This is a genomic window from Pedobacter sp. 10L46_2 (genome assembly GCF_056395165.1).
This window is the reverse complement of sequence record NZ_JBFTIZ010000190.1, coordinates 1-7801: the sequence shown is the minus strand read 5'-3', so window position 1 is coordinate 7801 and position 7801 is coordinate 1. Positions and strand designations below refer to the sequence as shown.

Annotated in this window: 7 protein-coding genes and 1 pseudogene; 7 read left to right on the top strand and 1 reads right to left on the bottom strand. The window is 36.6% G+C overall.

Features of this window, described 5'->3' with window-relative positions:
* Window positions 1–271: pseudogene (locus AC1DDX_RS18240) on the bottom strand (beta-N-acetylglucosaminidase); the annotation flags it as partial.
* 192 nt (window positions 272–463) lie between these two features.
* Here AC1DDX_RS18240 and mutL point away from each other — a divergent pair.
* The 7 genes from mutL to AC1DDX_RS18205 all read left to right on the top strand — a co-directional run.
* The gene (gene mutL / locus AC1DDX_RS18235; RefSeq protein ID WP_288881969.1) at window positions 464–2350 is read left to right on the top strand and encodes a DNA mismatch repair endonuclease MutL; all 1887 of its coding nucleotides are present in this window, start codon (window positions 464–466) and stop codon (window positions 2348–2350) included.
* Window positions 2351–2356: 6 nt separating this feature from the next.
* Entirely contained in the window at window positions 2357–3082 is a 726-nt protein-coding gene (locus tag AC1DDX_RS18230; protein ID WP_288881971.1) for a rhomboid family intramembrane serine protease, read from the top strand.
* The gene (locus AC1DDX_RS18225; protein WP_337717239.1) at window positions 3075–3935 is read left to right on the top strand and encodes a rhomboid family intramembrane serine protease; all 861 of its coding nucleotides are present in this window, start codon (window positions 3075–3077) and stop codon (window positions 3933–3935) included. The genes AC1DDX_RS18230 and AC1DDX_RS18225 overlap by 8 nt, the downstream gene beginning before the upstream one ends.
* Window positions 3936–3968: 33 nt before the next feature.
* On the top strand, window positions 3969–5081 hold the full coding sequence (locus tag AC1DDX_RS18220) for an endonuclease/exonuclease/phosphatase family protein (RefSeq protein ID WP_288881976.1): 1113 nt from the start codon (window positions 3969–3971) through the stop codon (window positions 5079–5081).
* Between the two features lie 18 nt (window positions 5082–5099).
* Window positions 5100–6560, top strand: coding sequence for a cysteine--tRNA ligase (cysS, locus tag AC1DDX_RS18215; RefSeq protein WP_288881978.1), 1461 nt, complete (start codon window positions 5100–5102; stop codon window positions 6558–6560).
* A 78-nt stretch (window positions 6561–6638) separates the two neighbouring features.
* On the top strand, window positions 6639–7496 hold the full coding sequence (locus AC1DDX_RS18210; RefSeq protein WP_172661584.1) for a nuclear transport factor 2 family protein: 858 nt from the start codon (window positions 6639–6641) through the stop codon (window positions 7494–7496).
* A gap of 104 nt (window positions 7497–7600) precedes the next feature.
* Window positions 7601–7801, top strand: a 201-nt coding sequence (locus tag AC1DDX_RS18205) for a glycerophosphodiester phosphodiesterase family protein (protein ID WP_477622372.1), incomplete at its 3' end; no start/stop codon positions are given.

The following is a 7801-nucleotide window of genomic DNA, read 5'->3' as shown; positions in this document are numbered from 1 at the left end:
AGAGTGAGGTAATTTTGGCGTATTTATTTAAAAGACTGTCAAATATAGTTTGACTGGCAAATCCGAGGTTAACAGATGCTATATTTTTTTTGTCAAGATTTAGCAGGGGGATTACATTTTCATAGTTATTTAAGAGGGTAGTGTTGCTCTCGATACTATTTAAAATAGCAAGTGTTTGTTCGTTTTGTTTATGGTCCTGAGCACAGGCTGTGAATGTAAATAGGGCGAGGAAACTAATTGCAATGATACCTGCCAGGTTATTTTTTCTCATAGGTGTATTTTCTCCCTTAATGTAGTTTTGTTCTTACAAACGTAATTTTTAACTTTTTGATGCGCGGATCGCGATGTAAATATAATGGTAATTTTATGGTAATATCTGGTCAATGCTCATCAATTATCTGAAAAGAAGAGCCGATATGAGGCTTATTTTGCATAAATTAGCAACCTTTACCAAGGAATATAAATGTCAGATATAATAAAACTTTTACCCGATAGTGTTGCCAATCAAATTGCAGCAGGAGAGGTGGTGCAGCGCCCGGCATCGGCAGTAAAAGAGCTATTAGAGAACGCTATAGACGCGGGAGCTAATAAAATCCAATTGATTGTTAAAGATGCCGGAAAGGCATTGATACAAGTTATAGATAACGGGTGCGGGATGAGCGTTACAGATGCCCGTATGTGCTTTGAGCGTCATGCTACCTCAAAAGTACGTAAAGCCGAAGATCTTTTTGCGATCAGGACCATGGGCTTCAGAGGGGAAGCAATGGCATCTATTGCGGCCATTGCACAAGTTGAAATGAAAACCCGCAAGCATGAAGATGAAATAGGGACTTTAATTGAGATTGAAGGTGCCACCTTTATTAAGCAGGAACCAGTGGCTTCGGCTGAGGGAACAAGTATCAGTATAAAAAACCTATTCTATAATACGCCCGCCAGAAGGAATTTCTTAAAAAGTAATCCGGCAGAAATGCGTCATATTATTGATGAGTTTCAACGGGTAGCAATGGCAAGTCCAGGTATTGCTTTTAGCCTTCATCATGACGGCGTTGAAATTTATAGACTGCCAGCTTCTGCTTTAAAACAAAGAATAGTTCATTTATTTGGTAATAATTATAATGAACGGTTAATCCCTGTTGAAGAGGAAACCTCTATAATTAACTTAAAAGGATTTATTGGTAAACCCGAGTTTGCTAAAAAGACACGTGGTGAGCAATTCTTTTTTGTAAATAATAGGTTTATTAAGGATGCTTACCTTAATCATGCGGTGAACAGGGCTTATGAAGAATTATTACCGGATGATAACTTCCCTTTGTATGTGTTATTTATTGATATCGATCCCTCAAAGATTGATGTGAATGTGCACCCTACAAAAACAGAAATTAAATACCTGGATGAGAAGTCGATATATGCGATTTTGCACTCTGCTGTAAAAAGATCATTAGGGCGGTTTAACATAAGTCCAACCATAGATTTTGATCAGGAAACCGGATTTAGCAGTATGATAACCCATAAAGCGCCCGAAGAGATAGTACCACCGAGCATTAGCTTTAATCCTGATTTTAACCCTTTTGCGGCAGATAAACCGGCAGCAAGAGATTCATCCTATAGTCAGGATTCTTCTTATGCAAGTTTTCCTAAAAGCTATGGATCGGGAGGTGGTAAAATGCCGACAAGTACAAAAAATTGGGGTTCGCTTTATGAAATCGCAAATCACAATCCTGCTCAGCAGTCGTCTCTTGATTTGCCTGGTAATGAGGGCGATGATCAATTTGTTCCTGTGCAGAAGCAACTGATGCAGCTTCATAACCGCTATATTATATCGCAGATTAAATCTGGTCTTATGCTAATAGATCAGCAGTCGGCACACGAAAGGGTTTTGTATGAACGTTTTATTTTGCATCTTGAAGATAGAAAAGGGGCATCACAGCAAAGCTTATTCCCGCAAACGGTTACTTTAAGCCCTAATGATTATGAGTTGGCAAAAAGTTTACTTGATGACATAAAAAGTTTGGGTTTTGAGGTAAGAGAATTTGGTAAAAATACGTTAGTTATTGAAGGGATTCCTGTTGATCTTGGAAGCAGTAATATAAATGAAACTCAATTATTTGAACATCTGATAGAGGGGTTTAAAAATTCGCAACAGGAATTGAAGCTGGATAAAAGAGATGCATTGGCACGAAGTATGGCAAGAAACAGTGCTATCAAAAGTGGAACAGTATTAGGGCAAGCAGAAATGAATATGCTTATTGAGCAGCTTTTTGCGTGTAAAACTCCTAACTTTAGCATAAGTGGAAAGCCGGTTATTCAAACAATTGGACTAACAGAACTTGATAAAAAATTTGATAAATAATAAAGAATGAATAACATCCATATACCACCTGTTGTAAAGAACCTGTTGATTATCAATGTGATTTTCTTTGCTGCAACTTTTATGTTTAAAGATAGTCAGGGTGGTTATTTACTAGTAGAAAAGCTTTCCGTATTTTATTTCGATTCTCCATTTTTTAAGATCTGGCAACCGATTACTTATATGTTTATGCATAGTCCTGGGACTTTTATGCATATTTTCTTTAACATGTTTGCTTTATACATGTTTGGAGGAGTATTAGAGTCAAGATGGGGAGCTAAGCGTTTTCTTAATTTTTATTTGATAACCGGTCTAGGGGCATTGGCACTTCAATGGGCTGTACAGGCATTTGAGGTATATCAGATCGCAGGGACAGCTATGCCAGGTCAGGCGCTTTATCACTTACAAAACCTTACCGAAGCACAAGTTCAAACTCTTATAGGAATATACAATGGACCAATGCTTGGTGCTTCTGGAGCGGTATTTGGTCTGCTGGTAGCCTTTGGTGTGCTCTACCCAAATACAGAATTGTATATTCTGTTTATCCCAGTTCCGATAAAAGCAAAGTACATTATTCCGGTATACATTCTTTTTGAACTAAGTATGGGGGTAGCAAGAGTTCAAGGAGATTCAGTTGCGCATTATGCTCACTTGGGTGGGGCATTAATTGGCTTTATTTTAGTTAAGCTTTGGAAAGATAAGGACAATAATAGATTCTATAGATATTATGAATAACAGTATATTTCAGGACTTAAAGAACAAAGTATTTCACTCTGGCAATCCTTCGTATTTATATATAGGTTTAAATACGTTTGTTTTTGTAATTGTCGCGATCATAAATGTTCCGTTTTTTCTTTCAGGCAATGGTGTTAATTTCGATGCAATAATAGGAGAGTACTTTGGTTTTCCTGCTTCATTAGCAAAGCTTCCTGTAAGGTTTTATACCATCCTTACCTATCAGTTTTTTCACGGAGGTTTTCTCCATTTGCTATTTAATATGTTGTGGTTGTATTGGGTTGGAAGAATCTTCTTAGATTTTCTGAAACCGCGTCAATTCCACTTTGTGTATTTAGCGGGCGGCTTTGCAGGAGCCATATTGTTCGCATTGGCTTTTAATATCTTTCCGGTATTTATTAGTGGGATTTCCGGACAAGTTATAATTGGTTCATCAGCGGCAGTTATGGCTATTATTGTAGCAACAGCTACACTAGTACCTGATTATAGTATTAGGTTATTGTTATTTGGCGATGTTAAATTGAAATATCTTGCAATAGCATACATCGTGTTAGATTTAATAGGAACCACTTCTGCGAATGCAGGTGGTAGCTTTGCTCATATTGGAGGAGCGATTATAGGTTTTACATATATTAAAGTACTTCAGAAGGGAACAGATTGGAGTAATCTTTTTAAGAAAAAGCCTAAGTTAAGAGTGGTTAAAAATAATGGAGCTAAACCATCTGCTAAGAAAAAAGAGTCATCGGTTGATCAACGAGAAATAGATTCGATTTTAGATAAAATTTCTAAGTCGGGATATGATAAATTAACAAAAGAAGAAAAGGAGACTTTATTTAAAGCCAGTAAACATTAAATAGGGCTTATAGAAGGGGTAAAGTATAGATTAATGAAGAAAAATAAACCAACATTTATTGATAAAGTAGTTCGCCTGGCAGCTGTTGTTTTGGCAATTACTTTAGTGCTTGGTTTTTTAGCTGGTAGATTTGATCCGCGTGAATATAAATACATTCCCTTCTTTGGTTTGGCATATCCTTTTATTCTGCTCTTCAATATCTTCATGATCGTATGGTGGTGTATTAGAAAGCGATGGACCTTTGCGATTGGAACGATTGTATTGATTTTTGTAGGCTGGGGAGCTTTAACAGCAACAATAGGGGTCTTTGGCAAGTCAGGTGAACAAGCCAAAGAGAAACCCGAGCATATAAGAATGATGACCTATAATGTTCATAGCTTTAAACCTTATGGGCTAGATAATATTGAATCGGTGAAACAACAGATGCTGGAACTTATAAGAAATGAAAATCCAGACATCATTTGCTTTCAGGAGTATTTTACCCGTCGTAAAGGCCCTTATGATATCACTGATAGCTTAAAAAGAATATTAAAAACACCATACTATTATTTTGTGCCTTCTTCTGCGAACGATTACGAGGCGACTGGTTTAGCTATATTTTCAAAATATCCCATAAAGGACAAAGGTACCATTGTCTTCGGCGAAAATTTTGGAGGCAATGCCAGTATTTTTGTTGATATAATGATTAAAAAGCAAAAACTGAGGGTTTACAACGTGCACCTGCAGTCCATTTCATTCGATAAGCAAGATTATAGTTATATAGATAAGGTTACGCAAAAGATGGATGCGGATCTTGTGCCTTCGAAACGAATTTTAACGCTTCTTAAAAATGCTTTTGTTAAGAGAAGTGGCCAGGTTGATATTATGAAAGATCACATGGAAACATGTAAAACCCCTTTCTTAATTGCAGGTGATTTTAATGATACTCCAGCATCTTACGCAGTAACGCAACTTACAAAATCATTAAATAATACTTTTAAAGAACAAGGCACTGGCCTTGGAAGAACATATAACGGTAAATTCCCTAATTTTCAAATTGATTATATTGCTACAACTAAAGATATTAAAGTGATCAATTACCGCATTATTGATGCTAAACTATCTGATCATTTTCCCGTTCGCAGCGATTTGAGATTAAACCCCTAAAATTTTTACATTTGCAAAATGAATACAGGCTTACAGCTCTATAATACCTTATCACGTAAGAAAGAACTTTTTGAACCCCTTAATGCCCCTAATGTAGGAATGTATGTTTGTGGCCCTACTGTTTATAGTGACGTTCATTTAGGGAATTGTCGCACTTTTATATCTTTCGACCTAATATTCAGATATTTGAAATACAGTGGTTATAAAGTACGCTACGTACGGAATATTACTGATGCCGGCCATTTGGAAGGGGATAGGGATGAAGGAGATGATAAATTTGCTAAAAGAGCTAAACTTGAACAATTGGAACCAATGGAGATTGTTCAGAAATATACGCTGGGTTTCCATGATGTATTAAGGATGTTTAATACACTACCTCCAAGTATTGAACCTACTGCAACTGGTCATATTATTGAGCAGATTGAAATGATTAAGGAGATCATAAAGAACGGCTATGCTTATGAGATAAACGGTACAGTTTATTTCGATGTAGAAAAATATAGTGAGGAATATAATTATACCATATTAACCAACAGAAATCTGGAAGATATGCTTGCCAATACAAGAGAATTGGGTGGGCAAGACGAAAAGCATGGAAGGTTAGATTTTGCGTTATGGATAAAAGCTAAGCCTGAAACAATCATGCGCTGGGCATCACCATGGGGTGTTGGTTTTCCGGGCTGGCATATAGAATGTTCGGCTATGAGTGCAAAGTACTTAGGAGATGAATTTGATATTCATGGTGGCGGTATGGACCTTGCTGCTACTCATCATACCAATGAAATTGCACAATCGGAGGCTTGCAGTCATAAACAACCCGCAAAATACTGGATGCATACCAATATGCTTACTGTAAATGGCACACGTATGTCTAAAAGTGCCGGCAATGGATTTTTACCTGGGGAACTATTCACAGGAAACCATCCTTTACTTGAAAGAGGGTTTAGCCCAATGACGGTTAAATTTTTCATCCTTCAGGCACATTACAGAAGTACTTTGGATTTTTCCAATGAAGCTTTGGATGCTTCTGAAAAAGGTTTCAGAAGATTGATGAATGCCGTGAATTTATTGGAAAAGCTAACTCCTTCAGCAAATAGTGATTTTGAGATAGAACCAATATTTAACAATTGTGTAAAAGCAATGAACGATGATTTTAATAGTCCGGTTGTTATTGCGGAGTTATTTGAAGCAGTACGTATTATTAATACCGTTCATGATGGAAAAGGCAACATATCTGAGGTTGAGCTGGAAAAATTAAAAAAACTCATGAATGATTTCGTTTTTGATGTTTTTGGATTGAAGGACGAAGAGACTTCAAACACTGAATTAAACTCAGTTCTTGATCTCGTTATAGACATAAGAAAAGGGGCTAAGGAGAATAAAGATTATGCTACATCAGACAAGATACGATTGGGTTTACAAAGCATGGGTATCCAACTGAAAGACAGTAAAGATGGAACAACCTGGAATAAAATCTAATTTTGTGTAATTGTTAATTACTTTTTAAAGGAAAAAATTACTCAACCCTTATCTTAGCACAGAAACTATTTAAAAACGATGATGAATAAATTTCTTTATACAATTGCTGTTGCATCCATGACGATTGGTGCTTACGCTCAAAAATCAGATGGAAGCACTAAATCACTTGTTAAAGCAGAGAAAGATTTTGCCGCGAACCTGGCAAAAAATGGTGCAAAAACTGCATTTACTACATATTCAGCCGCTGATGGCTTGGTTTTCAGACCCAACCCTGTAAACGCCAGAACATTTTATGCAACTGAAGACGATACTAAAGACTTAAGCTGGACACCAGTGTACGCAAAAGTATCAAGAAGTGGAGACTGGGGGTTTACCACAGGACCTTTTACCTTAGCCGGGAAAGAAACCCTTTATGGACAATACCTTTCAATATGGAAGGCCGTTAATGGGAAATGGGAACTTGTCTTAGACCTTGGTACAACACATAATAAACCATTAAATAAGGTAACAGAAGAGTTTATAGAACCAAAGGATTTTCATAAACCAAAGTTTTTAAATGATAAAGAACGTGCAACAGGAGCGAATATAATAGCTACTACAGAAAAGACCCTAAGTGCTACCCTTAAATCTTATGGGGTATCGGCTTTTGCGGGATTCTTAAATTCGGATGCAAGAGTTTTGTTTCCAGGTTATGAACCTATTATTGGCAAGGATAAAGCAATTGCATTTTTAAATAGCATGATGAGTAAGGTGTCGTTAAAAACTACAAAGGTGGATAAAGCCGATGGAGGTGATTTAGCCTATACATATGGTGTTGCAACAGTAGATTATAAAGCTGATTTAAGAGAGAGCTTCAACTATGTATTTATTTATGAACGTCAGGCTGATTTTAACTGGAACCTTGTTGCAATGGTATTTGCACCTGCAGAACGTTAACAACATGTAGCGGGAGAAAGCGTTATTTTATAAATCATATTTATCACGAAAGGGTTTCTTAAAGAGTTGATTTAAGAAACCTTTTCTTTTATATAGTAAAGCAAATGAGAAAAATTATACTAACAGTAGCAATATTAATTACCGTTCTTCAAACAATGGCGCAGAAATTCGATCTGCAAGGTAATCGCGGTGCGCGCGGAATAATGCCTGAAAATACAATCCCTGGTATGCTAAGGGCATTGGATCTGGGTGTTAATGCCCTAAATATGAATGTGGTGATTTCTAAAGATAAAAAGGTAGTACTG